Source organism: Streptomyces sp. NPDC059852 (assembly GCF_042731455.1).
Taxonomy (GTDB): domain Bacteria; phylum Actinomycetota; class Actinomycetes; order Streptomycetales; family Streptomycetaceae; genus Streptomyces.
In genome coordinates this window covers 42848-67406 of record NZ_JBHWJK010000009.1, presented here as the reverse complement: position 1 = coordinate 67406, position 24559 = coordinate 42848, and the positions used below count along the sequence as shown (strand labels likewise).

Sequence of the window (24559 nt, the reverse complement as noted above, 5' to 3'; positions counted from 1 at the left end):
GGCCGGAAACACCCGCGCACCAGGATGATCTGGGGCACGATGGGGAATGGCCGATGCACGACCACACGGCATGCCGCAGCGGGCGGGGGCGTCGAGAGGGGGCCGCGCATGCTCAGAGAGGTGCACACGGGGGACGGGAGACGATTAGCCGTCGAGATCAGCGGAGATCCCGGCGGCTCGCCCGTGTTCCTGCTGCACGGCACACCCGGCAGCCGGCTCGGGCCGGCGCCCCGGCCGATGCTGCTCTACCACCAGCGGGTCCGGCTCATCACCTACGACCGGCCCGGCTACGGCCCTTCGGACCGGCTCCCGGGCCGCCGGGTCGCGCATGTCTCGCAGGACGTCGCCGCCATCGCGGACGCCCTGGGCGTGGAGCGCTTCGCGGTGGTCGGCCGCTCCGGCGGCGGCCCGCACGCCCTGGCCTGCGCGGCCCTGCTGCCGGAGCGGGTGACCCGCGCCGCCGTCCTGGTCAGCCTCGCCCCACGGGACGCGGACGGCCTCGACTGGTTCGCGGGCATGACCGCCTCCAACGTCAACGAGTACTCCAAGGCCGAGGACGGGCCCGACGAGCTGGCGGACAGCCTGCGCAAACGGTCCGCCGACATCCGGTCCGATCCCCGCAAGCTCCTGGCACAACTCCGCTGGGAGCTCACCGAGTCGGATCTGCGGGTGATCTCCGACGCGGGGATCCGCGCCATGCTGCTGCGCAACTACCAGGAGGCTCTCAGCGTCTCCGCGGACGGCTGGGTGGACGACGCCCTGTCCTTCTGCGCGCCCTGGGGCTTCTCCCCGGCGGACATCACCGTGCCGGTGCTGCTGTGGCACGGCGAACGGGACGGTTTCTCCCCGGCCAGCCACACCCGGTGGCTGGCCGAGCGCATCCCCGGAGGACGGGCCGTCCTGCATCCGGAGGAGGCGCACTTCGCGTCCCTGCGGGTCCTGCCCGACGTGTTCACCTGGCTGGTCGGCGGACGCTCCCGGCTGGCCGCCGACCCCGTCTGACGACGCCGCCGGTCACACGGCCGGCGGCTCCAGGTCCCGGTGGATGCGCTTGCCCTCCCGGACGCTGACCGTGTGGGGATGGTTCTCGCCGAGCAGCCGGCCGAACTCCTCGAGGCTGCTCTTGCGGAGCTGGTCGGCCTCCGGCTCCCGGTGCAGGGCCCGTAAGGTCACGCCCAGGTTGGCGCGGGACACGACGGTGTCCGGGTGCTGGTCGCCGAGCGTCGGCTGGAAGCCCGTCACCGCCATCCGCTCCAACTCCTCCGTCGCGCTCAGCTCGTTCAGCTCCGCCAGCACGTTCGCGAGGTTCACGGCGCAGGCCAGTGTGTGCGGGTGCCGGTCGCCGAGGACCTCCCTGAGGGTGGCGAGGTTCTTCTCCAGCAGCGCCCGAGCCCGGCTCACCTCACCGGAACCCCGCAGGAAGATCCCGAGGTTGTTGACGGCGGCGAGTGTCGCGGGATGCCGCTCGCCGGGTGCCGTGCGGTACTGGCGCACGATGTCCAGGGCCAGCGAGAGCGCCTCGTCGCGCGCCCCGGTGGCGTACAGGTCGGTGGCGTAGTTCAGGGTGCAGTCCAGCACGTCGGGCGTGGTCGCGGGGGTGTCCCGCAACCGGTACTGCTCCCGTGTCTGCTGGGTCAGCGCCCGCGCCTCGTCCACCCGCCCCGCCTTGCGCAACGACACGGCGAGGCTCTTGGCGCTGCGCAGGGTCTCCGGGTGCAGGTCGCCGAACAGCTGCCGGTACGCCTCGAAACTGCTGCGCAGCAGGGAGATGGACGGCTCGTACTGGCCGGTCTCGCGCAGGTCGCGCCCCAGGTTGGTGATGCTGATCAGCGTGTGGGGGTGCGCGGCGCCGAGGTCGTTGCGCCGCAGGTCGTAGATCTCCTGGTCGACGTCCCGCGCCTCGGTGTAACGGCCGAGCAGCCGCAGGCACACCGCGCGGTTGTTGTTGGCCGCGAGGGTACGCGGGTGGTCCTCGCCGAAGTTCTCCTTGAAGCCGTCGTACGCCTCGGTCGCCAGCTCCAGGGCTTCCTCGAACCGGCCGATGCTGCCGAGGTCGGTGGCGAGGCCGCTGGCCGTCATCAGGATGTGCGGGTGTCCTGGCAGCAGCAGGGCGCGCTGCTGGGTCAGGGTGTCGGAGCCCAGTTCCTCGGCCTCGACGTACTTGCCCAGGGAGCGCAGGACGTTGGCGACGTGGAAACGCAGGTGGAGCAGCTGGGTGTGGAGTTCCGCCGCGTACCGCCGCTCCTCGGCCAGCGTGCGCGGGGCACGGAGGTCGACGGAGCGGCCCGCCCCGGATGCCGGTCCTCCGTTGTGGCGCGCCTCAAGGCCGGCGATCCTGGCCCGGCTGTCGGCCAGTTGCTGCTCCCACAGGGTGCGCAGCGAGCCCGCGAAGGACTGCGCCGCGTTGAGGTCGCCGCGCTTCCACAGGTAGCGCACCCGGTCGATGAGGAGCTGGCGGGTCTTCGGCTCGTCGCAGGTGCTCGCCTCGGACGCCTCCAGGTGCGGCCAGATCGCGGCGAAGGTGGGCTGGTTCTTCGGGTCGTCGATGGGTTCCTCGCCGGACGGCCGGGCGCCCGCCAGGATGCGGTGCACGACGTGCTGGGCGTCCTCCTGCTCCCGGGCGGTGAGCTGGGAGCGGATCACCGCCTGCACCAGCCGGTGCACCTGGATCGACTCGGTCGCCCGGTCCACCTTGGCGAGGGCGAACCGCCCGATCTCGCGGATCACCCGGCCGAGCACCATCTTCTCCTGGAGGGAGGGGTCCAGCTCGGACAGGACGCTGGTCATCTCGTCGCCGTACAGCAGCTCCATGGAGATGGGTTCGGCCGCGAAGAAGGCGCACAGCTGGAGCAGGCGTACGGCCGCCGGGGAGCGCTCCTTGAGCCGCTCGATGGACACGTTCCAGGTGGCGCCGACCGGCTCCGGGTAGTTCGCGGGCTGGCTGAGGGACAGCACTCTGGCCGCCTGGTGCTCGAGTTCGGCGAGGTAGGTGTCGACGGGGGTGCCGGTCTCGGCCAGCCAGGCGCCGGCCTGGTCGAGCGCGAGCGGCAGGTCGCCGACGGCCGCGGCCACCCGGTCGGCCTCCTCGGTGGTGAGGTCGGCGGCCCGGCGCAGCAGGTGCTCGACGCTCTCCTCGCGCAGGAACGGGTCGATCTCCAGGGCCTCGCCGAAGTGCAGCCAGGTCTGGTTGCGGGAGGTGACCAGGACGTGGCCGCTGCCGCCGGGGAAGTGCCGGCTGACCTCCTGGGGTTCGTCGGCGTTGTCGAAGACGAGCAGCCAGCGCAGCGCCGAGGACTGGCGCAGATGGTCGCAGACCTCGAGGGCGGCCTGGGCGGCGTCCTCACCGACGCGCAGGCCCAGCCGGCGGGCGAGGTCGGTGAGGGAGGAGACGACCAGTTCGTTCTGCTCGGAGGGGATCCACCACACCAGGTCGTAGTCGGCGGCGAAGCGGTGCACGTACTCCAGCGCGATCTGCGTCTTGCCGACACCGCCCAGCCCGTAGAGGGCGTACGGCGCCGGAGCGCCTCCCGAGGTGCTGCTGCCGAGCCCGTCGCGAAGCCTCTCCAGCAGCGCGCTGCGGCCGGTGAAGGACGCGTTGCGCGGGGAGACGTTCCAGAACTTCGGCACGGTGTCCGGGAAGCGGGCGTCCCGGAGCGCCACCTCGTCGGTCAGCTCGGCGGGCAGGGGCGGCTTGCCGAGGGCCCTCAGCAGCGCGGACGCGGCGGCCTTCTCGCTGGTGCGCACGAGGTCGATGGCGGGCCGCTCGCCGAACGTGGGGGCGGGCCGCAGGTCGCCGACGCGGACGGCGACCACCTGGCGGCGGCCCGCGAGGTCGCCGGCGGTGGCCGCGTCCCACACCTGCCGGGCCCGCGCCGAGCGCTGGAACGCCGGGGAGAGCACGAAGACGGTCCGGTCGGCGGGCTTCTCGGCGCCGTCCCCCTCGCTGCCGACGTACCGGCGGGACACCTTGAACCCGGCGCGGGACAGCTGGGAGGTGATCCAGTCGGCCCACATCCGGTCCTCGGACACATAGCTGAGGTGGAGGTCGACGGGGAGGGTGAGCCGGGGCCGGGTGAACTTCGCGGTGACGGTCTCGCGCAGTTCCTTCGGCATCCGGGGCAGGGCGACCACGGCCTGGCCGCTGATCTCCCCGGTGAGCCGCTCGAACGCGGACAGCAGCGAGGTGGCGTTGCCGGTCTCGTCGCCGAAGGTGGCCAGCGTCTCCTCGTAGGCGTAGTACGGCCGGTACGGCACCTCCACCGACCCCCAGTAGTCGGTGAGTCCGTCCTCGGTCAGGCCGGAGGGGAACCCGTCGAACTTGGCGCGGGCCAGGGCGCGGCCGGCGTCCGCCTTCTCCTTCTCGCCCTCGTCGATGCGCATGGGGACGGGCAGGATGCGGATACGGCGGCTGCGGAACCGGTCGCGGATGTCGTGGGCGACGGCGGCCGCGCCGTCGATGCTCTGGTCGCTGAGGGTGAAGCAGTCGACGAGTACGTCGGGCAGGTGGGCGGTGCAGATGTCGGCGATGTCGGAGAGCCCGGTGCGGCTGTCGACGAGGACGTAGTCGTAGTTGTGGCGCATGTCCTCGCGCAGCGCGTCGAAGAACAGGCCACCGCCGAGCTCGTCGTAGAAATGGTCCCAGTCGAAGGTGCTGACGAGCCCCGAGTAGTCGCGGTCCTGGCGCCCCGCCGACACCAGGTCGAGGGTGCCGGGCTCGGGGAACGACCAGTCCAGGGAGACGGCGTGACGCTGGATGCGGGCGTAGTCCAGGTGCCAGTCCGGCGGCCGGTTGTCGGCGCCACCGGGGTCGGTGTCGTCGGTGGCGGCCCAGGCGTAGTCCTTGAGCATGTCGATGACGCCGGTGGTGGCGCCGACGGTGGCCGGGTCGAGGAACGGGTGGAAGAAGCGGTGCAGGCCCGGCGCCTCCAGGTCCCAGTCCACGGCGAGGACGCGTTTGCCGTTGGCGGCCAGGATCCACGCCACGTTGGCGAGGGCCATCGTCCGTCCGGTGCCGCCTTTGTACGAGTAGAACGTGACGATGCGGCCGGAACGGCCGTCCTGTTCGTCAAGGCTGCTCATCGCGGTCTTCCTCCTCGGCGGTCCGGCGGTGTCCCTGGGGTCGGCTGTCCGCGTGGTCCTTGCCGCACAGCCGGAATCGCTCGGTGCCCTGTCCGGCCGGCGGCCGGGCCTGGGCCCGCTTGCGGTACTCGCCCTCCACCCAGTGCACGACGTCGGGCAGCACGGCGGCGAAGGCATGCTGGTCCGGGACGCCCCGGACGGCGGGTCTGCACACCTGCCGGCCCAGCTTGATACGGCGGGGCAGGGTGGCCTCGGCCTCCATGCCGAGTTCGTGCTCGGCGTCGTCGCTGTCGGGGTCGTGCTCGTTCCACGGCACGACCAGACCGGTCGGCGGCAGGTCGGAGGCGTCGAACGCGGCGAGGGCGGCGCGGCGTTCGGGGTCGCGGAGCACCCAGCGGTCGAGGAGCACGACCTCGGGTCCCTCGGCCGGCCCCGCGGTGTGGTCGAACTCGCGTATGTCGGGCCGGAACGCGAGTCCTTCCGCGATGCCCGCGGCGACCTGCGCGAGGGGCTGCTCCGACGCCGGGCGGTAGGGCGTCCAGTCGACGGCCGAGTCGCCGTAGCAGTCGGGGCTGCGGCCTTCGGGCAGCCGGTCGCGGGTGGGGGCGGCCACGCTGATGCGCAGCGTGCGGCCGGTGGTCGAGGTGGTGGCGGGGGTGGCCGCGAACGCGTCCGGCCCTCCGCCGAGTTCGATGCGTTCGGCGTGGTCGACGACGATGCTCTCGCCGATGTCGACGATGCGGCGGGCCAGATGCAGGACGGCTTTCTCGTAGTCGTTGCGGAAGGCCCTCAGCTTGGCCAGCCCGTACAGCCCGAACGTGCGGTACCTCTGGCCGAGTTCGGGGTGGACGTACTGCACGTCCTTGACGGCGTCGGGCAGCCGGTGGTCGGGCACCGGCGACCACAGGGCGGGCACCACGGCGCTGGGGACGCCCGGCTGTCCGGCCGCGCGGTGCCGGGCGGGCCGGCTGCCGAAGGCGGCCCACTCCCTGCCGCACCACGTGCTGATGAAGTACCGCGGCGAGTACAGCGGCACGAACACCCGGCAGCGGGCGAGCGAGTCGCACAGTTCCTGCGGCCAGATCTGGCCCACCCGCATCGTGCCGTCCATGAATCCGGGGGCGCCCCGGTGGTCCGTCATGTTCTGGATGTGCTCGCAGAGTTCGTCGTAGAGACGGTGGACCCACAGATCGGGGTTGGCCGAACCGGAGCCGTCCTGCGGCATACGGGCGTAACTGAGGAAGAAATAGGGGGCGGTGGCATCCCCCGGTCGTTCCATCGGCACCACGCGATCCCCCGATCCCGTCCCCCTCCCCCGGCCCCGCGGGGGTGGACACTCAGTGTAGGAACACCGCGCCGTTTTGTGACGGGTCCGTGGGAACGCGACGGGATCGATTTCCGGCCAGCCAGACGGCGGCGAAGTCGACGGCCGGTGCGAGCGGGAACAGCCGGGCGTGGGACTCGCCGACACGGCCGCCGCGCACCACGGGATCGGGCCGGGCCGCGTCGCCCTTCTCGAAGTCGGCGCCGAGCACCCCGAAGTCGCCGTCGTCCAGAGCGACGTCCTCGTAGGCGATCCAGCGGCGTGCACCGTCGCGCAGGACCACACAGCGGTACGTCCGGCGGGGCGGGTCGGGGACGCGGTACTCGGCGAGGTGGAAGGCGCTGCACACCTCGAAGCCGACCCCGAGGAGCAGCACGTGGGCGCCCGCCTCGTACAGGCTCCGCAGCGGCGAGCGCTCGCCCAGGTGGCAGTCCTCCGCGTGCCCGGCGAGCAGTTCCCGGGCCCGCGCGCCCAGGGCGGCGAACGAGGTCTGCGGGTGCGTGCTGCGCACCGCTCCCCCGGACCGCCGCACGGCCTCGGCGAGCCGCCCGACGCCCTCGGACGGAGTGCTCGCGGGGTCGAACGGAGGCATCCGTGACCGGAGCGACCGGATCTGATCGGCGTTCAGTCCGCGCACGCGGTCCCGGTACGCCGGGGAGGAGTCGGAGTTGCCGGCGGTGAACGCCGGTACGACGAGGGTGCCTCGGGGGCCGAGGACGTCCAGCAGCGCGGTCAGCAGGTCCTCGTCCGCCGCGCCCACCCTGCGCAGGGAGGCGTGGGCCAGGACGGTGGTCCCGGGCCGCAGGCCCAGGTCCACCAGATCCCTGGCGAGCGAGGAGGCGGTCACAGGCCGCGCCCGACCCCGTCGACGAACCGTCGGCCGAGCGGTGTGAGTGAACCCGCCCGTGCCAGCAGCTCCCACTGGTGCCGGGTGCGGCCTGCCTGCTCCGCGTCGTCCCGCAGCACGTCGGTGGCGGCGCGCGCGAAGGTGTCGCCGAGCAGCTCGCCGGTGCGGGTGTCCGTCTCGTCGTAGAGGTCGCACACGTCGAGGAGGGCGTCCAGCACACCGAGCCGGAAGCCGCGCACGATCTCGACGGCCACCGCCTCCGGGCCGGGGTGCAGATGGACGCCGAGGGCACCGATGCCACCGCCGGGCACGTAGCGTTCCGGGTCGTGCGGGACGGCGAGCGGGGTGATCACGCGCACGCTCCGCTCGATGCCGGCGGCGACCATCGGCAGGGCCTTGCGGATCAACGCCCAGGCCTGCGGCAGCACATGGCGCCACGACTCCTCGGTCCGCGGATCGGTGAGCGGGCCCTCGACGGGGATGCCGTAGCAGTCACGATGAGGGTCGGTGTCGTCCAGGGCCACGTCCAGCCCGTCGGCGCGGATGCGCCGCAGCGGCTCCCAACCGGGTCCGGCCAGGTCCGCGCTTGTCAACTCGACGCTCTGAACCTCGCGTTGAGTAGTGAGGGTGCCGAGGCCGGGGAGGTGCGCCACGCCGTCGTGGACGGGCACCCGGACGGCCTCGGCGGGCCGGGCGGTCAGGCTCGCGGCCGCGACGAGGGAGGCCAGGTAGGCGGGCGACGCATCCCCGGCGAGGCAGCGCACGGCCCAGCCGCGGGTGTACGGGTGGGACAGCAGCGCCTCGGTCACCGCACCGTCCCGCCGCCCCAGGTCGACGGCGAGCCGCCAGGGCTCCGTCCAGAGGGGGCCGGCGTCGGCACCGATCTCCTCGTGGACGGCGGTGAGCAGGCTCCGGGTGACGTCCCGTCGTGCCCGGTCCAACTCCCGTACGCCGGCGGCGTCGTCACTGCTGTCGGCGAGGGCGTCGAAGCCGTCGATCGGGCGGGTCGCGCCGGCGCCGGTGCGCGCGTCGATCGTCCGGATCAGCTGTTCGAGATCGGCGCAGAACACGGACGGGTTCTGGAAGCCTGTGCCGTCGGACCGGTAGCGGTGGGCGAACAGGCCGCCGCCGCAGGAGCGCACCACGGGGCACTCCCTGCACTGTGCGGACAGGTCGTCCAGACCGTGCTGCCGGGCGCTGATGCCCGGGTGGAGGGCCACCTCGTCGAGGGTGTGCCGGAAGACGTCCTTGCCGGTGGCCGGCGCTCCGTCGTAGGCGGTCTTGAGCGAGTCGGCCTGTTCGTAGGTGCCGTCGGTCTCGACCACGACGACGTCGGCGGCGTCCAGCCCCATCGCCTCGGTGAGGCCGGGTCCGCCGCCGAGGGTGCTGACCACCGAGTCGAACAGCCGCACCGGCATCGGTCTGCCGGCCCGGGTCCACCGCTCATGCACGGTGAGCAGCCAGTCGGCGTACGGGGTGGTGCCCTCGCCGCCGGGGCGTGGGGGCGGCTCGTCCCAGGTCGCGTGGGGCAGGAGGAAGTCGATGCGCGGGGGGCGCAGGGCGGCGAGCGCGTCGTACACGGCGCCGGGGTCGTTGCGGACGTCGACGGTGCACAGGATGCCGGCGTAGAGGTGGCGGTACCGGTCCTGGTCGAGCAGGGCGAGCGCCCGCAGGACCTTGTCGTGGCTGCTGCGTCCGTCGGCGTAGAGCCGGTGGCGGTCGTTGGCGGCGCGGTCGCCGTCGAGGGAGACGCCGACCCGGACGCCGTACTCCAGGAACAGCTCGAGGTGGCGCCGGTTCAGCTGGACGGCGTTGGTGTGGATGCGCAGGTCGAGGTCGCAGATCCCGTCGAGTGCGCCGGTCAGTGCCTCACAGACGGCCCGTAAGCGGGCGGGGCCCGCGAGCAGCGGCTCGCCCCCGTGCAGGATGACCTGGACGGAGGCGAGTCGGTGCTTCTTGGCATGCTCGGCCAGCCGGAGGGCGGTCCAGGAGATCGTCTCCGGTGAGATCACCTTGGGCCGGGAGCTCCAGCTCTGGTCTGCGTGCTCGTAGATGTAGCAGTGCCGGCAGGCGAGGTCGCATCTGCTGTGCACTTTCAGTACGAGCTGCCCCAGCGGGACGGTCGGACCGGTCATGACGGTATGGGTGGTTGTCCTCAGATGGACGACTGGAAGGTGACCCCTGACCCCTTGCGTGCCGGCGTGGCCGCGCGTGCTCGACGTACGCCGCGGACGCTCCTCGGGTCGTGCGGAGCGTCGAGATGCGGCGCGGTGGTCCGAGCGTCGGCGGCCGATGGCCGCGGCTCGCTGCCGACAGTGGCTCTGGTGCGAGTGGTCACGGTATTCCCTGATCAGAAGGGTAGGGTGAAGTGAGTGTCGGGGCACTCTGTCTGCACGGTACAGCGGCGGGCGCATATGTACCCGCCGATCCGAAAATCATGCCTCCGTTGGAGGGATATCGGTACCGTTTCGGGGTAATCGAGTGCCCCAGCTGTTGAAGCGCACGGACCTGTGACCCTCGTCGCCCGCTCGGCCCCCGGTCTCGATCGCGCCTTCCCGTCGATCGTCCTCCGCCCGGAACCGTCTTCACCCGCTGCCAGCTTAGCGGCGGCGCGGGTCCGTGGGCCGGGTTTTGGGACAGTCAGTCAAGGGGCATCGTTCCGGCGGCAGTTGATCCACCGACCGGTGTGCCGCGTCGTTCCGTGGCCCGCCCGGGAGGGAGCCCGTCATCGTCACCCCGCCCGCCTCCCCACCCCCCGGCACCCCCCGCTCGGCCCCCGGCCGGCTCCTCTCCGTCCTCGGGGCGTTCGACCTGGAGCATTCCGCGCTGAGTCTCACGGACATCGGGCGGCGGGCCGGGCTGAGTCTGAGTACCGCGCATCGGCTGGTGGGGGTGCTCAGGGAGTGGGGTGCGCTGGAGCGGGACGAGCGCGGGCTCTACCACGTCGGGCTGCGGCTGTGGGAGCTCGCGGCGCTCGCCCCGCGCGGCCCCGCGCTGCGGCAGATCGCGCTGCCGTATCTGGAGGACCTGTACGAAGCGACGCACGAGAACGTGCAGTTGGCGGTGAGGGACGGGACCGAGGTCGTCTACATCGAGTGGCTGTCGGGGCGTTCGGCGGTCGGGGTGCACATCCGGGTGGGCGCGCGCTGGCCGCTGCACGCCACCGGGGTCGGGCTCGCGCTGCTCGCGCACTGCGGGGTGGAGGAGCAGGAGGAATACTGCGCCGGGGCGCTCGCCTCGTTCACGCCGTACACGGTGACGGACGCGGCCCGGTTGCGCCGCATGCTGGCCGAGGTACGGCGCACCGGGGTGGCGGTGAGCAGCCGGCAGGTCACCGAGGACGCGCTGTCCGTGGCCGCCCCCGTCCGTGACGCGGCGGGCACGGTCGCCGCCGCCGTGTCGGTCGTCGTGCCCTACGCCGACGCCCGGATCCCGTCCCTGGCCCCCGCCGTACGGCTCGCGGCACGGGGGATCTCCCGGGGGCTGGGGTGGCGGCCGGGGCCTCACGCGTAGGGCTCTCGGAGGCGAACGGCCCCACGACCGGTGGGCCGCGCGCTTCACCCGGTGAACCTTCTTGTGGCGCACGGGATTTATCTGTTTCACCTCTTGACGATCGGCACACCGGGGAGCACATTGACCTCGGTTTGAGAGCGCTCTCAGTCACCCCTCGCACAGCCCCCCACCTCCCCACTCCGTATCCCGAGAGGCACCCCCATGAGCGAACTCTCCGGCATGCCCCCAAGACGCCGCTCCGTCCGGCGCGTGTTCGTCGCCGTGCTCGGCACCCTCGGTCTGGCGGCGGCCGCCGCCGGTGTCGTCGTCCCGTCCGCCAGCGCCTCCGCGCCCACGCCCCCGTCGGGCTGGACCCAGGTCTTCCTCGACGACTTCACCGGCCCCGCGGGCACCGGCGTGAACACCTCGAACTGGCGCTATGACACCGGCAAGGGCTACCCCGGCGGCCCCGGCAACTGGGGCACCGGCGAGATCGAGACGATGACGAGCAGCACCGACAACGTCTCCCTCGACGGCAGCGGCAATCTGCGCATCACGCCCCGCCGGGACGGGGCCGGCAACTGGACGTCGGGCCGTATCGAGACCAACCGCACCGACTTCCAGCCCCCGGCGGGCGGCAAGCTCCGCGTGGAGGCCCGCATCCAGGTGCCGAACGTGACCGGGGCCGCCGCCAAGGGGTACTGGCCGGCGTTCTGGATGCTGGGCGCGCCCTACCGGGGCAACTACTGGAACTGGCCCGGCGTCGGCGAGCTGGACATCATGGAGAACACCCAGGGCATGAACACGGTGTTCGCCACCATGCACTGCGGCACCGCGCCGGGCGGCCCGTGCAACGAGAACAGCGGGATCGGCGGCAACACCACCTGTTCCGGCACGACCTGCCAGGCGGGCTTCCACACCTACCGGCTGGAGTGGGACCGCTCGACCGGCGTGGAGGAGATCCGCTTCTACCTGGACGGCGTCAACTACCACACCGTGCGCGCCAATCAGGTCGACGCGACGACCTGGGCCAACGCCACGAACCACGGGTACTTCATCATCCTCAACGTGGCCATGGGCGGCGGCTTCCCGGACGCCTTCGGCGGTGGCCCCGACGGCGGGACGCAGCCGGGACACTCCATGCTCGTGGACTACGTCCAGGTGCTGTCGTCCGGCGGGGGCGGCACGACCCCGCCGCCGACGGGCAACCGTGACGCCTACAGCGCCATCCAGGCCGAGTCGTTCGACGGCCAGAGCGGTGTCTACACCGAGTCGACGTCGGACACGGGCGGCGGGCAGAACATCGGGGCCCTCGCCAACGGGGACTGGGCGCTCTACCGAGGCGTCAACTTCGGGTCGTCGGCGGCACGGCAGTTCGTCGCGCGGGTGGCGAGCGGCGCGGCGAGCGGGGTCAGCGGTCTGGTGGAGGTGCGGCTGGACAACCGCGGCAACGCGCCGATCGGCAGTTTCGCTGTGGGCAACACCGGCGGCTGGCAGTCATGGCGGACGATCCCCGCGAACATCAGTGCGGTGACCGGCACGCACGACGTCTATCTCACCTTCACCAGCGGCCAGCCCGCCGACTTCGTGAACGTGAACTGGTTCGACTTCGGGCACTGACGCACGGGTGGGCGCCGCCGCCCCGCCGAGGTCCCGTCCGGCCTCCGGGGCGGCGGCGCGCGCGTTCAGGGGCGTCGTCGCCGCAGGGCCCTGAACGCCCTGGGGAGGGCGGCGCCCAGCACCAGGCCGGCCAGGGGAGCCGCCTTCCCCCAGGTGCCGCGGATGGGTCTGTACGTGGTGACGCCGTCACGGATCTCGATGTAGCCGAGCGGGCGGGCCTCCACTCCTCCCCCGCCGCCTCCGCCGTCGTTCGTCCTGGCCCCCTCCACCGTGCGTCCCGTCCCGCCGCCGAGGCCGAAGGCGACCCGGGCGACGGGGACGACGGTGACGCCGTCGGCGGTGACGGGCTCGCCGTAGACGGCGGTGACCGACGCCCGGCCGCCCAGCTTCTCGGCGAGGTGTTCCAGGAGGCGGACGGTGGCGTGGGCGGCGGGGTCGGGGGCCGGTTCCGGCGGGGTCGCGTGAGGGTCGCTCATGCAGGACTCGTAGGCGCGTGGGACGGCCGCGTCAACCCGGCCCGCCGGTCGGACGGGCGCGACCACCCCCTGGGACGAGTACGGAGCCGTCCGCCTACCGGAGTTCCGCGCGGAACGCCGCCGGTGTCGTGTCGGTGTGCTGCTGGAAGTACTTGGAGAAGTTGGCGGCGTCCGTGAAGCCGACGGCCGCGCCGATCCGGCCGATCGGCATGTCCGTGTGGGCCAGGAGCCGTTTCGCCTCCAGGACCACACGCCGGTCGATGAAGCCCTTCGGGGTCTGACCGGTCGCGGCGCGGACCGCGCGCACGAGGGTGCGGCGGGAGTAGCCGAGCTGGTCGGCGTAGGCGCTCACGCTGTGGTTGGTGGCGAAGCCGCGTTCCACGGCGTCCCGGAAGAGGGTGAACGTGGTGTCGCCCTGACGGGGCGTGGCGGCCGAGCTGACGGCGAGGTGGGCCAGGCGCAGCAGGAGCGCGGTCAGCGAGTGGCGCAGGACGGCGGTGTGCAGGCTGAGCGGCAGGGTCGTGGAGTCCTCGTACTCGCGCCGCAGCTGGGCGAGGGCCGCGCGCAGGGCGGCCAGCTGGGCCTCGTCGGGGCGCAGCAGGGGCGGCAGGTCGTAGCGGTACAGGCCGGTGGCCTCGACGGTGGCGCGGGGCAGGAAGCCGGGCTGCATGGTGAGGACGGTGCCGCGGTAGTCGGCGTCGGCCGCGAACCGGTGGACCTGGCCGGGGCGGATCCACAGCAGGTCGCCGGCGTGTGCCTCGTACTCGGTGAAGTCGACCATGTGCCGGACGGGGCCGTCGTCGAAGAGCATCACGATGTGGAAGTCGATGCGGTGCACCCGGCCGAGGGGGGCTTCGGAGTGCCAGGTGCGGCCGGGGCCCATGGGGCCGACGCGCATGCCGACGCCGAGGACGCTCAGGTCCACCGGGAAGGGGAAGGTGCGGATCGCGTCGCCGTCGCCGCCCGGGGCCGGTCTTCCGGGGCCTGGTCCGCCTTCGGCCGTTGTGTCCACCATGTCCGTCTCATGCCGTCTCAGTCGTGCGGGGCTGCCGCTCAGCCGTGCGCCGCGTCCCGCGCGGTGTCCCACTTTCACCACAGCGTGACACACGCCGACCTTCCCAGCGAAAAGTCAGACTTTTAGTTTTGAACGCGTTGACCAGCTACTTCACCGCGATCGAGGACTTCTTGAAGATGAGCACGCAGACACCGGACAGCTTCGAATGGACCGAACTCGACCGGCGTGCCGTCGACACGGCGCGTCTGCTGGCGGCGGACGCCGTGCAGAAGGTCGGCAACGGGCACCCGGGCACGGCGATGAGCCTGGCCCCGGCCGCCTACACGCTCTTCCAGAAGGTGATGCGCCACGACCCGGCCGACCCGGAGTGGACGGGCCGGGACCGCTTCGTCCTCTCCCCCGGCCACACCTCGCTGACCCTCTACACCCAGCTGTTCCTCGCCGGGTACGAGCTGAGCCTCGACGACCTCAAGTCGTTCCGTACGCACGGGTCGAAGACTCCGGGTCACCCCGAATACGGGCACACGGCGGGCGTGGAGACGACGACCGGTCCGCTCGGCCAGGGGGTCGCCAACGCCGTCGGCATGGCCATGGCCGCCCGGTACGAGCGCGGCCTGTTCGACCCGGAGGCGCCCGAGGGCGAGTCCCCGTTCGACCACATGATCTGGGCGATCGTCTCCGACGGCGACCTCCAGGAGGGCGTGTCCGCCGAGGCGTCGTCGCTCGCCGGCCACCAGCGGCTCGGCAACCTGGTCTTCCTGTACGACGACAACCACATCTCCATCGAGGGCGACACCGCGACCGCCTTCTCCGAGGACGTCCTCAAGCGCTACGAGGCGTACGGCTGGCACGTGCAGCGCATCGAGCCCGCCGCGAACGGCGACATCGACGTGGCCGCCCTGTACGGGGCCCTGAAGGCGGCGCAGGCCGAGACGGGCCGCCCCTCGATCATCGCCATGCGCACGATCATCGCCTGGCCCGCCCCCAACGCCCAGAACACCGAGGCGTCCCACGGCTCCGCGCTCGGCGCCGAGGAGATCGCCGCCACCAAGCGCGTCCTCGGCTTCGACCCCGAGAAGTCCTTCGAGGTCGCCGACGACGTCCTCGCGCACACCCGACGGGCCCTGGACCGGGGCGCGGAGGAGCACGCCGCCTGGGACAAGCGGATCGGCGCCTGGCGCACCGCGTCGCCGGAGCGCGCCGCCCTGTTCGACCGGATCGTCTCCGGCCGGCTGCCCGAGGGCTGGGAGGACGCGCTCCCGGTGTTCGAGGAGGGCAGGGCCGTGGCCACCCGGGCCGCGTCCGGCAAGGTGCTGCAGGCGCTCGGCCCGGTCCTGCCCGAGCTGTGGGGCGGCTCGGCCGACCTCGCCGGCTCCAACAACACGACCATCGACAGCACCAGTTCGTTCCTGCCGGTGGGCAACCCGCTGCCGGAGGCGGACCCGTACGGCCGCACCGTCCACTTCGGCATCCGCGAGTTCTCGATGGCCGCGGAGATGAACGGCATCGCGCTGCACGGCAACACCCGTGTCTACGGCGGTACGTTCCTGGTGTTCTCCGACTACATGCGCAACGCCGTACGGATGTCCGCGCTGATGCAGCTGCCGGTGACGTACGTGTGGACGCACGACTCCATCGGCCTCGGCGAGGACGGCCCGACCCACCAGCCGGTCGAGCACCTGGCCGCGCTGCGCGCCATCCCGGGCCTGAACGTGGTCCGTCCGGCCGACGCCAACGAGACCTCGGTCGTGTGGGCGGAGATCCTGCGCCGCCACTCCACCGACCCGGCACCGCACGGCCTCGCGCTGACCCGCCAGGGCGTGCCGACGTACGCGCCCAACGAGGATGCCGCCAAGGGCGGTTACGTCCTGCGGGACGCCTCCACCGGGACGCCCGAGGTGGTCCTCGTCGCCACCGGCTCCGAGGTGCAGCTCGCCGTCGCCGCGCGGGACCTGCTGGAGGCGGAGGGGGTCGGCACCCGCGTGGTGTCGATGCCGTCCGTGGAGTGGTTCGAGCAGCAGCCGCGCGAGTACCGCGACAGCGTGCTGCCGCCGGCCGTCAAGGCGCGGGTCGCCGTCGAGGCCGGGATCGGCCTGACCTGGTACCGGTTCGTCGGGGACGCCGGCCGCATCGTCTCCCTGGAGCACTTCGGCGCCTCCGCCGACGCCGGGACCCTGTTCGCCGAGTACGGCTTCACCCCCGAGCGCGTGGCCGCCGCCGCCCGGGAATCCCTCGCCGCCGCCCGCGGTTGATCCACACGCAGAAAGAAGATGATCGCAGTGACCACCGAAGCAACCGCCGCCTGTAACCTCAAGCGCCTGTCCGACGAGGGCGTCTCCATCTGGCTTGACGACCTGTCACGCCGCCGCATCGAGTCCGGCAACCTCGCCGCGCTCGTCGCGGAGAAGAACGTCGTGGGCGTCACCACCAACCCGTCCATCTTCCAGGCCGCGATCGGCTCCGGTGAGGGGTACGAGGAGCAGCTGGCCGACCTCGCGGTCCGCGGCGTCACGGTCGACGAGGCCGTACGGATGATGACCACCGCCGACGTGCGGGCCGCCGCGGACGTGCTGCGGCCCGTGTACGACGCCACCGGCGGCCGGGACGGCCGGGTCTCCATCGAGGTCGACCCGCGGCTCGCGCACGAGACGGCGGCCACCGTCGCCGAGGCCAAGCAGCTGGCCTGGCTGGTCGACCGCCCGAACGTGATGATCAAGATCCCGGCGACGAAGGCCGGGCTGCCGGCCATCACCGAGGTCGTCGGGGCGGGCATCAGCGTCAACGTCACCCTGATCTTCTCGCTGGAGCGCTACCGCGAGGTCATGGACGCCTACCTGGCCGGTCTGGAGAAGGCCGCCGCCAAGGGCCTGGACCTGTCCGCCGTGCACTCGGTGGCGTCGTTCTTCGTCTCCCGCGTCGACGCCGACATCGACAAGCGGCTCACGGAGATCGGCACGGAGGAGGCCCTCGCGCTGAAGGGCCGGGCGGCGCTCGCCAACGCGCGGCTCGCCTACGCGGCGTACGAGCAGGTGTTCGCCTCGGAGCGCTGGACGGCCCTCGAGACCGCCGGCGCGAACCGGCAGCGCCCGCTGTGGGCGTCCACGGGCGTTAAGGATCCCTCCTACAAGGACACTCTGTACGTGGACCAGCTGGTCGCGCCGGGCACCGTGAACACGATGCCCGAGGCCACGCTCGACGCCACCGCCGACCACGGGGAGATCACCGGGGACACGGTGACCGGCGGCTACGAGCGGGCCCGGGCCGATCTGGCCGCGGTGGAGGCCCTCGGGGTCTCGTACGACGACGTCGTCACCCGGTTGGAGGACGAGGGCGTCGCCAAGTTCGAGGCGGCGTGGCAGGACCTGTTGGACGCCGTGAAGAAGTCGCTGGGCAGCAAGGGAGCTGACGCAGAATGACCTCCGACTGGGACAACCCGCTTCGCGATCCCCGCGATCGCCGCCTCCCCCGGATCGCGGGCCCGTCCGGGCTCGTCATCTTCGGGGTCACCGGCGACCTGTCCCGCAAGAAGCTGATGCCGGCCGTGTACGACCTCGCCAACCGCGGCCTGCTGCCGCCGGGCTTCTCCCTGGTCGGGTTCGCCCGGCGGGACTGGGAGGACCAGGACTTCGCGCAGGTCGTGCACGACTCGGTGCGCGAGCACGCCCGGACCGACTTCCGCGAGGAGGTCTGGCAGCAGCTCGCCGAGGGCATGCGGTTCATCCCGGGTGACTTCGACGACGACACCGCCTTCAAGCAGCTGCGGGACACCGTCCACGAACTGGACGCGGCGCGCGGGACCAGCGGGAACTACGCCTTCTACCTGTCCGTGCCGCCGAAGTTCTTCCCGAAGGTCGTGCAGCAGCTGAAGCGGCACGGCCTGGCGGACGCCCCGGAGGGGTCGTGGCGGCGCGCGGTCATCGAAAAGCCGTTCGGACGCGATCTGGCGAGCGCCCGGGAGCTGAACGCGATCGTGCACGACGTGTTCGACCCGGAGCAGGTCTTCCGGATCGACCACTACCTGGGCAAGGAGACCGTCCAGAACATCCTGGCGCTCCGCTTCGCCAACCAGATGTTCGAACCGATCTGGAACCGCTCGTACGTCGACCACGTGCAGATCACGATGGCCGAGGACATCGGCATCGGCGGCCGCGCGGGGTACTACGACGGCATCGGATCGGCCCGGGACGTCATCCAGAACCACCTGCTGCAGCTGATGGCGCTCACCGCGATGGAGGAACCCGCCGCGTTCGACGCCGCGTCGCTGCTCACCGAGAAGCTGAAGGTCCTCAAGTCGGTCAAGCTGCCCGAGGACCTGGGCCTGCACACCGTGCGCGGTCAGTACGCGGCGGCCTGGCAGGGCGGCGCGAAGGTGCGCGGTTACCTCGAGGAGGACGGCATCGACCCGGCCTCCAGGACCGACACCTACGCGGCCATCCGGCTGAACGTCGACAACCGGCGCTGGGCGGGGGTGCCGTTCTACCTGCGCACCGGCAAGCGACTGGGGCGGCGCGTCACGGAGATCGCGGTCGTCTTCCAGCGCGCCCCGCACTCCCCCTTCGACTCCACGGCCACCGAGGAGCTGGGGCAGAACGCCATCGTCATCCGCGTCCAGCCGGACGAGGGCGTGACGGTCCGCTTTGGGTCCAAGGTGCCCGGCACCTCCATGGAGATCCGGGACGTGACGATGGACTTCGCGTACGGCGAGTCCTTCACCGAGTCCTCGCCCGAGGCGTACGAGCGGCTCATCCTGGACGTCCTCCTCGGGGACGCCAACCTGTTCCCCCGTCACCAGGAAGTGGAAGAGTCCTGGAAGATCCTCGATCCGATCGAGGAGTACTGGGAGACGCACGGCAGGCCGGCGCGGTACGCGGCCGGGAGCTGGGGACCCGAGGAGGCGGACGAGATGCTCGCACGAGACGGACGGAGCTGGCGCAGGCCATGAAGATCGACCTGACCGACACCACGGCAAGCAAGATCAACAAGGCGCTGGTCCAGGGCCGCCGGGCGATCGGCACCCCGGCCGTGGGCATGGTCCTGACGATGGTCATCGTCACGGACGAGGAGAACGCCTACGACTCCATCAAGGCGGCCGAGGAGGCCTCGCACGAGCACCCCTCGCGCACTCTGGTCGTGATCAAGCGGCACGCCCGCACCCCGCGCGACCGCACCCGCTCCCACCTCGACGCCGAGGTCCGGGTGGGCGCCGACGCGGGCACCGGCGAGACGGTCGTGCTGCGCACGTACGGCGAGGTGTCCGAGCACGCCGACTCGGTGGTGCTGCCGCTGCTGCTGCCGGACGCCCCGGTGGTGGTGTGGTGGCCGGTGGACGCGCCGGAGAACCCGGCGAAGGACCCGCTGGGCGCGCTCGCCCAGCGCCGGATCACCGACCTGTACACGTCCGGGAGCCCGCTGGCCGACCTGCAGGCCCGCGCCCGCTCCTACGCGCCCGGCGACACGGACCTGGCCTGGACCCGGCTCACGCCGTGGCGTTCCATGCTGGCCGCCGCGCTGGACCAGGCGCGGGTGCCGATCGTGTCCGCGGTCGTGGAGGCCGAGGCCGACAATCCGGCCGCGGAGCTGCTGGCCCGCTGGCTGGAGGCCCGGCTGAACGTGACCGCCGAGCGGGTCGTCACCGCCGGCCCGGTCGTCACGGGCGTACGCCTGGGCACCGAGAACGGCGAGATCGTCATCGACCGCCCCGAGGGCCCGCTGGCCACCCTGCACCTGCCGGACCAGCCATCGCGCACCCTGGCGCTGAAGGTCCGCACCACCTCCGAACTCATCGCCGAGGAGCTGCGGCGCCTCGACGCCGACGAGATGTACGCCATCGCCCTGCGGGGCGAGGCCGGCAAGGAGACCCCCTCCCATGTCTGAGACCCCCCGGCTGACCCGGCGCCCCGAGTGGGTGGCCCTGGAGGACCACCGCGCGGACACCTTCCAGCAGCCGAGCCTGCGGGAGCTGTTCGCCGCGGACCCCTCGCGCGCCGAGCGGTACGTCCTGCGCGTGGGCGACCTGCGCATCGACTACTCCAAGCACCTGGTGAACGACGAGACGCTCGCCCTGCTGCGCGAGCTGGCCGCCGCCACCGATGTGGCCGGTCTGCGGGACGCCATGTTCCGCGGCGAACGGATCAACGTCACCGAGGACCGCGCGGTGCTGCACACCGCGCTGCGGGCCCCGCGGGACGCGGTCGTCGAGGTCGACGGCGAGAACGTCGTGCCGAAGGTGCACGCCGTGCTCGACAAGATGGCGGACTTCGCCGGACGGGTCCGCTCCGGGGCCTGGACCGGCCACACCGGCAAGCTGATCAGGAACGTCGTCAACATCGGCATCGGCGGCTCCGACCTGGGGCCGGCCATGGCGTACGAGGCCCTGCGCCCGTTCACCGCACGGGAGTTGACCTTCCGGTTCGTGTCCAACGTCGACGGCTCCGACCTGCACGAGGCGATCCGGGACCTGGACCCGGCCGAGACGCTGTTCATCGTCGCGTCGAAGACGTTCACCACGATCGAGACGATCACCAACGCCACCTCGGCCCGCTCCTGGCTGCTCGCCGGACTCGGGGATGGGGGTACCTCCCGCTCGAGCGAAGCCGAGAGTGGGGGAGAGAAGGCCGTCGCCAAGCACTTCGTGGCGCTGTCGACGAACGCCGAGAAGGTCACCGGCTTCGGGATCGACCCGGACAACATGTTCGAGTTCTGGGACTGGGTCGGCGGCCGCTACTCGTACGACTCCGCGATCGGGCTGTCCCTGATGATCGCGATCGGCCCGGAGCGCTTCCGGGAGATGCTCGACGGCTTCCACACCGTCGACGAGCACTTCCGCACCGCGCCCGCCGAGTCCAACGCCCCTCTCACCCTGGGCCTGCTGGGCATCTGGTACGGCAACTTCTTCCACTCCGAGTCCCACGCGGTGCTGCCGTACTCGCACTACCTGTCGAAGTTCACGGCGTATCTGCAGCAGCTCGACATGGAGTCCAACGGCAAGTCCGTCGACCGGGACGGGCACGTCGTGGGCTGGGAGACCGGCCCCGTGGTGTGGGGCACGCCCGGCACCAACGGGCAGCACGCCTACTACCAGCTGATCCACCAGGGCACCCGGCTCATCCCGGCCGACCTGATCGGCTTCGCCCGCCCCGTCCCCGAGCTCAGTGACGAACTCAAGGCCCAGCACGACCTGTTGATGGCCAACATGTTCGCGCAGGGGCAGGCGCTCGCGTTCGGCAAGACGGCGGACGAGGTCCGCGCGGAGGGGGTGCCCGAGGAGCAGGTCCCGCACCGCACCTTCCAGGGCAACCACCCCACGACCACGATCCTCGCCCCCGAGCTGACCCCGTCGGTCCTCGGCCAGCTCGTCGCCCTCTACGAGCACAAGGTGTTCGTGCAGGGCGCCGTGTGGAACATCGACTCCTTCGACCAGTGGGGCGTGGAGCTCGGCAAGGTCCTCGCCAAGAGGGTCGAGCCCGCCCTCACCGAGGGTGCCGAGGTCCCCGGCCTCGACCCGTCCACCGCCGCCCTCGTGGCCGCGTACCGCTCACTCAAGACCGCGTCGGACGCGCAGGGCGTCCAGGAGGAAGTGAACTGACATGCAGATCGGCCTTGTTGGTCTCGGCAAGATGGGCGGCAACATGCGCGAGCGTCTGCGCAACGCCGGCCACACCGTCATCGGCTACGACACCAACCCCGACGTGTCCGACGTGTCCAGCCTGGCCGACCTCGTCGACCGGCTCGACGCGCCGCGCACGGTGTGGGTGATGGTGCCGGCCGGGCACGCGACGCAGACGGTGATCGACCAGCTGGGGAGCCTCCTCAAGCCCTACGACACCGTCGTCGACGGCGGCAACTCCCGCTGGACGGACGACGAGAAGCACGCCAAGGAGCTCGGCGCGCACGGCATCGGGTTCGTGGACGCCGGTGTCTCCGGCGGCGTGTGGGGTCTGCAGAACGGTTACGCCCTGATGGTGGGCGGCGAGAAGGAGCACGTCGACCGGCTGCGGCCGATCTTCGAGGCGCTCAAGCCCGAGGGCCCGTACGGGTTCGTGCACGCGGGCAAGGTCGGCGCCGGGCACTTCTCGAAGATGGTCCACAACGGCATCGAGTACGCCATGATGCAGGCGTACGCCGAGGGCTGGGAGCTGCTGGAGAAGGTGAACTCGGTGGACAACGTCCGTGAGGTCTACCGCTCCTGGCAGGAGGGCACCGTCATCCGCTCCTGGCTGCTGGACCTCGCGGTGGCCGCGCTGGACGAGGACGAGCACCTGGAGAAGCTGAAGGGCTTCGCGCAGGACTCCGGTGAGGGCCGCTGGACCGTGGAGGCGGCCATCGACAACGCGGTGCCGCTGCCCGCGATCACCTCCTCCCTGTTCGCGCGGTTCGCGTCCCGGCAGGACGACTCCCCGCAGATGAAGATGATCGCCGCGCTGCGCAACCAGTTCGGGGGGCACGCGGTCGAGTCGAAGTAGCGTCGGGTGCACAGCCCTCGGGCCGGGACGGCGTACCAGCCGTCCCGGCCCGAGCCGTCTGTGTGGAACGTCCGCGGTGGGGCGGTGAGTTGACAGCGGCGGAGGCCCGCGTCAGAGTCGCCGCTGATGGAGATCGACGAGCTGACACCGGCCGAGCGCACCGTGTGGGAGGCCTTCCCCAAGGGGCGGCCCGTGGACTTCCGGCGGAGGCCGGACGAGAGCGCGGCGGACGGCGCCGGCTGGGGACCGGAGCGGACCGTGCGGGCCGAGGTGCTCAGGGCCCTGCTGCTCGACGGACCCGAGGAGCGCGGCGAGGTGGCGGCCCTGAAGGTGGCGGGCGCCCGGATCACCGGCGTGACGGATCTGCGCTACGCCACCGTCGACCGGGTGATCCGGCTGAGCGACTGCTCCTTCGACGAGGTCCTCGACGTCTCGGGCACCCAGCTGAAGTACCTCAACCTGTCCGGCTCCCACCTGCCCGGGCTGACCGGCGCACGCGTCCGGGTCGACGGCGGACTGCGGCTGACGCGCTGCCGCTTCCGTGGGCGCGTACGGCTCGGCGGGGCGCAGATCGCGGGCGCGCTCTATCTGGAGGACGCCGAGATCACGGCCGAGGGCGGCGGACGCGAGGACCCGGTCCTCCAGCTCCACCAGGTCACCGTCGGCGAGGACCTGTGCGCGAGCCGGCTGCGCACCCGGGGCGAGATCCGGCTCAACGGGGCCTCGATCAGCGGATCGCTCCGGCTGGAGGAGGCGCGGCTGAGCAGTCCCGGCGACTTCGTGCTGGACGCCGAGGCACTGGAGGTCGGCGCCAACGTCCTCGGCCGCAGGCTGACGACGGACGGCCGGATCGATCTGCGCGGCGCCCGCATACCCGGCCGGCTCGACCTGCTGTACAGCCGCCTGTCCAACCCCGGGGGCACCGCCCTGCGCGCGAGCAGCTGTGTCATCGGCGAGGTGTGGCTGGGCAAGGGCGAGCGGATGCGGGGCCGGCTCAATCTGCGCCGCTCCCAGATCGAACACCTCGACCTGGCACCGGAGATGCTGCCCGACCAGGTCCGGCTCCTCGACCTCACCTACACGTCGCTGACCCCGCACGAGCCGCCGGAGCGGCGGCTGCCCATGCTGGAACGGGACGAGGACACCTTCGACCCGCACGGCTACGAGCAGTTGACGGCCGCGTACCGCCGCACCGGCGACGACCACGCCGCGCGGCTCGTCCAGCTCGCCAAGCAGCGCCACCACCGCACGACCCTGCCCTGGTACGGCCGGCTGTGGGGCCGCGTCCAGGACGCGGCCGTCGGCTACGGTTTCCGGCCGATGCGGGCGCTGGGCTGGCTGCTCTCCCTGCTGGCGGTCGGCTCGGTGGCCTTCGCGCTGGACGCGCCGCCCCCGCTGAAGGCGGACGAGGCGCCGCCGTTCGACGCGGTGTTCTACACGCTGGACCTGCTGCTGCCGGTGATCTCCTTCGGCCAGGAGGCGGCGTTCGCCCCGCGGGGCTGGCAGCAGGCCCTGGCCTACGTCCTGGTGCTGACCGGCTGGATCCTGGCCACGACGGTCATCGCGGGCGTGACGCGGACGGTCTCCCGGCAGTAGCCGTCAGGCGTTGGACCAGGCCCGGGTGCAGAGCACCAGCCGGTAGCCGTCGGGGTCCTCGACCGTGACCCCCCACTCGTTCCAGTACGGATTCGGGGAGACGACCCGCCTGCCCCCGCACTCCTCCAACCGGGCCACCAGGTCGTCCGGCACGGGCCCGTCGACGTAGAGGACGAGAAGGTCCTCCTCGGTGGGCCGGGGTTCCACCGGACGGGCCGGCTCGTGGACCAGTTCGAGGTGCCAGTCGGCGTCGGGCCAGCCGAGCATCAGCAGGTCGTGTTCGCCGGGTTCCGCCCCGCCGGCCGCCCGCCACACGACCGTCAGCCCGAGCCCGTCGGCCCAGAAGCGTTCGGCCGCCGCGAGATCACGGGAGGGGCGGGCGATACGGATGTGACTGCGGCCGCTGACCGGCACGGGGCCTCCGGAGGTGGGGGGAACGGTGTGTCGTACCGGTCGGCAGCCTAGGCGGCGCGGGGCGGCACGAGCCATCGTCCGTTGGACCGGGGACCGCAGTCCTGGTCCCCGGCCGGTGCCCGCCTCGGCCGGCTCTTCCCAGGTCCGGGCGACGGCGGGCGGAATGATCATCGCCGTTCGGGGGACCGGCCGCCGGTTCCTGAGCGACGATGAGAGCGGAGGCCGCCGTGGTGG

General features: G+C 72.1%; 17 protein-coding genes. 10 read left to right on the top strand and 7 right to left on the bottom strand.

Annotated elements, in window-relative coordinates; translation table 11 throughout:
* Window positions 1-108: 108 nt before the first annotated feature.
* On the top strand, window positions 109-1002 hold the full coding sequence (locus ACFV46_RS14175) for an alpha/beta hydrolase (RefSeq protein WP_361924948.1): 894 nt from the start codon (window positions 109-111) through the stop codon (window positions 1000-1002).
* Between the two features lie 12 nt (window positions 1003-1014).
* Here the strand turns inward: ACFV46_RS14175 and fxsT are convergent, their stop codons facing one another.
* From fxsT to ACFV46_RS14155, 4 genes are read right to left on the bottom strand one after another with little or no spacing between them, the layout of a single operon-like run.
* A complete protein-coding gene (gene fxsT / locus ACFV46_RS14170) occupies window positions 1015-5079 on the bottom strand; it encodes an FxSxx-COOH system tetratricopeptide repeat protein (protein ID WP_385498338.1) in 4065 nt (1354 codons plus the stop codon).
* Window positions 5066-6358: a TIR-like protein FxsC gene (locus tag ACFV46_RS14165; RefSeq protein ID WP_385498337.1), complete on the bottom strand. Its 1293-nt coding sequence runs from the start codon at window positions 6356-6358 to the stop codon at window positions 5066-5068. The genes fxsT and ACFV46_RS14165 overlap by 14 nt, the downstream gene beginning before the upstream one ends.
* A gap of 58 nt (window positions 6359-6416) precedes the next feature.
* A complete protein-coding gene (locus ACFV46_RS14160) occupies window positions 6417-7250 on the bottom strand; it encodes an aminoglycoside N(3)-acetyltransferase (protein ID WP_385498336.1) in 834 nt (277 codons plus the stop codon).
* On the bottom strand, window positions 7247-9385 hold the full coding sequence (locus tag ACFV46_RS14155) for an FxsB family cyclophane-forming radical SAM/SPASM peptide maturase (RefSeq protein WP_385498335.1): 2139 nt from the start codon (window positions 9383-9385) through the stop codon (window positions 7247-7249). Before ACFV46_RS14155 ends, ACFV46_RS14160 begins: the two co-directional genes overlap by 4 nt.
* Window positions 9386-9977: 592 nt before the next feature.
* On the opposite strand from ACFV46_RS14155, the gene ACFV46_RS14150 reads away from it, so the two are divergent.
* Window positions 9978-10763, top strand: coding sequence for an IclR family transcriptional regulator (locus ACFV46_RS14150; protein WP_385498485.1), 786 nt, complete (start codon window positions 9978-9980; stop codon window positions 10761-10763).
* A 201-nt stretch (window positions 10764-10964) separates the two neighbouring features.
* Window positions 10965-12362, top strand: a complete 1398-nt coding sequence (locus ACFV46_RS14145) for a glycoside hydrolase family 16 protein (protein ID WP_385498333.1) — start codon at window positions 10965-10967, stop codon at window positions 12360-12362.
* 65 nt (window positions 12363-12427) lie between these two features.
* On the opposite strand, the gene ACFV46_RS14140 is transcribed toward ACFV46_RS14145, so the two are convergent.
* Together ACFV46_RS14140 and ACFV46_RS14135 are read right to left on the bottom strand one after the other, a co-directional pair.
* The gene (locus ACFV46_RS14140; RefSeq protein WP_385498332.1) at window positions 12428-12838 is read right to left on the bottom strand and encodes a GerW family sporulation protein; all 411 of its coding nucleotides are present in this window, start codon (window positions 12836-12838) and stop codon (window positions 12428-12430) included.
* Between the two features lie 94 nt (window positions 12839-12932).
* Window positions 12933-13853, bottom strand: coding sequence for an AraC family transcriptional regulator (locus ACFV46_RS14135; RefSeq protein ID WP_385498331.1), 921 nt, complete (start codon window positions 13851-13853; stop codon window positions 12933-12935).
* A 176-nt stretch (window positions 13854-14029) separates the two neighbouring features.
* Between ACFV46_RS14135 and tkt the strand changes: the two genes are divergently transcribed.
* The 7 genes from tkt (at window position 14030) to ACFV46_RS14100 (ending at window position 23911) form a co-directional block, all read left to right on the top strand.
* The gene (gene tkt / locus ACFV46_RS14130) at window positions 14030-16105 is read left to right on the top strand and encodes a transketolase (RefSeq protein WP_361925362.1); all 2076 of its coding nucleotides are present in this window, start codon (window positions 14030-14032) and stop codon (window positions 16103-16105) included.
* Window positions 16106-16123: 18 nt separating this feature from the next.
* Window positions 16124-17269 (top strand): transaldolase, encoded by a 1146-nt coding sequence (tal, locus tag ACFV46_RS14125; RefSeq protein ID WP_385498330.1) that lies wholly within the window; start codon window positions 16124-16126, stop codon window positions 17267-17269.
* Window positions 17266-18795, top strand: a complete 1530-nt coding sequence (gene zwf / locus ACFV46_RS14120) for a glucose-6-phosphate dehydrogenase (protein WP_361924932.1) — start codon at window positions 17266-17268, stop codon at window positions 18793-18795. Before tal ends, zwf begins: the two co-directional genes overlap by 4 nt.
* Window positions 18792-19727: a glucose-6-phosphate dehydrogenase assembly protein OpcA gene (gene opcA, locus ACFV46_RS14115; RefSeq protein WP_361924930.1), complete on the top strand. Its 936-nt coding sequence runs from the start codon at window positions 18792-18794 to the stop codon at window positions 19725-19727. The genes zwf and opcA overlap by 4 nt, the downstream gene beginning before the upstream one ends.
* Window positions 19720-21438 carry a glucose-6-phosphate isomerase gene (pgi, locus tag ACFV46_RS14110; RefSeq protein WP_385498329.1) on the top strand — a complete coding sequence of 573 codons (1719 nt, stop codon included), beginning with the start codon at window positions 19720-19722 and terminating at the stop codon, window positions 21436-21438. The genes opcA and pgi overlap by 8 nt, the downstream gene beginning before the upstream one ends.
* A 1-nt stretch (window position 21439) precedes the next feature.
* Window positions 21440-22315: a phosphogluconate dehydrogenase (NAD(+)-dependent, decarboxylating) gene (gene gnd, locus ACFV46_RS14105; protein ID WP_361924926.1), complete on the top strand. Its 876-nt coding sequence runs from the start codon at window positions 21440-21442 to the stop codon at window positions 22313-22315.
* Window positions 22316-22441: 126 nt separating this feature from the next.
* Window positions 22442-23911, top strand: a complete 1470-nt coding sequence (locus tag ACFV46_RS14100; protein ID WP_361924924.1) for a membrane-associated oxidoreductase — start codon at window positions 22442-22444, stop codon at window positions 23909-23911.
* 3 nt (window positions 23912-23914) lie between these two features.
* Here the strand turns inward: ACFV46_RS14100 and ACFV46_RS14095 are convergent, their stop codons facing one another.
* On the bottom strand, window positions 23915-24325 hold the full coding sequence (locus ACFV46_RS14095) for a VOC family protein (protein ID WP_361924922.1): 411 nt from the start codon (window positions 24323-24325) through the stop codon (window positions 23915-23917).
* Window positions 24326-24559 lie beyond the last annotated feature (234 nt).